The organism is Streptomyces sp. NPDC088254 (assembly GCF_044740925.1).
Lineage (GTDB): Bacteria > Actinomycetota > Actinomycetes > Streptomycetales > Streptomycetaceae > Streptomyces.
In genome coordinates, this window is the sequence record NZ_JBIURQ010000023.1 from 1 (window position 1) to 1,431 (window position 1,431).

Genomic DNA, 1,431 nt, shown 5'->3' on the forward strand with positions numbered 1-1,431 from the left:
TCAGTAGCGGTAGTGGTCCGGCTTGTAGGGGCCGTCGACCTCGACGCCGATGTAGGAGGCCTGCTCGGGGCGGAGCGTGGTCAGCTTCACGCCGAGCGCGTCCAGGTGGAGGCGGGCGACCTTCTCGTCGAGGTGCTTGGGGAGCACGTAGACGCCGGTCGGGTACTCCTCGGGCTTGGTGAACAGCTCGATCTGGGCCAGGGTCTGGTCCGCGAAGGAGTTGGACATCACGAACGACGGGTGGCCGGTCGCGTTGCCGAGGTTCAGCAGGCGGCCCTCGGAGAGGACGATGATGACCTTGCCGTCGGGGAAGGTCCACGTGTGGACCTGCGGCTTGACCTCGTCCTTGACGATGCCGGGGATCTGGGCGAGGCCGGCCATGTCGATCTCGTTGTCGAAGTGGCCGATGTTGCCGACGATGGCCTGGTGCTTCATCTTGGCCATGTCGGCGGCCATGATGATGTCCTTGTTGCCGGTCGTGGTGATGAAGATGTCGGCCTTGTCGACGACCTCGTCGAGGGTGGTGACCTGGTAGCCGTCCATCGCGGCCTGGAGGGCGCAGATGGGGTCGATCTCGGTGACGATGACGCGGGCGCCCTGGCCGCGCAGGGACTCGGCGCAGCCCTTGCCGACGTCGCCGTAGCCGAAGACGACGGCGGTCTTGCCGCCGATGAGGACGTCGGTGGCGCGGTTGATGCCGTCGATGAGGGAGTGGCGGCAGCCGTACTTGTTGTCGAACTTCGACTTGGTGACGGCGTCGTTGACGTTGATGGCCGGGAAGAGGAGCTGGCCGTCGCGCTGCATCTCGTACAGGCGGTGGACGCCGGTGGTGGTCTCCTCGGTGACGCCGCGGATCTCCGAGGCGAGCTGGGTCCACTTCTGGGAGCCGTCGGTGATGGTGCGGTTGAGGAGTTCGAGGATGACGCGGTGTTCCTCGTTCTCGGCGGTGTCGACGGAGGGGACCTTGCCGTCCTTCTCGTACTCGACGCCCTTGTGGACGAGGAGGGTGGCGTCACCGCCGTCGTCGAGGATCATGTTGGGGCCGCCGGTGGGCGTGTTCGGCCAGGTCAGCGCCTGCTCCGTGCACCACCAGTACTCCTCCAGGGTCTCGCCCTTCCAGGCGAAGACCGGGACGCCCTGCGGGTTGTCGGGCGTGCCGTTCGGGCCGACGGCGACGGCGGCGGCCGCGTGGTCCTGGGTGGAGAAGATGTTGCACGAGGCCCAGCGGACCTGGGCGCCGAGGGCGACCAGGGTCTCGATGAGGACCGCGGTCTGGACGGTCATGTGCAGGGAGCCGGTGACGCGGGCGCCGGCGAGGGGCTGGGCGTCGGCGTACTCCTTGCGGATCGCCATCAGGCCCGGCATCTCGTGCTCGGCGAGCGTGATCTCCTTGCGGCCGAACTCGGCCAGGGAGAGGTCGGCGACCTTGAA

The 1,431-nt window shown here is 67.7% G+C and carries 1 protein-coding gene; it reads right to left on the reverse strand.

Annotation, left to right across the window (positions count from 1 at the left end; genetic code table 11):
• On the reverse strand, nucleotides 1–1,431 hold a 1,431-nt coding region (gene ahcY / locus ACIOC0_RS38925), incomplete at its 5' end, for an adenosylhomocysteinase (RefSeq protein WP_402161642.1).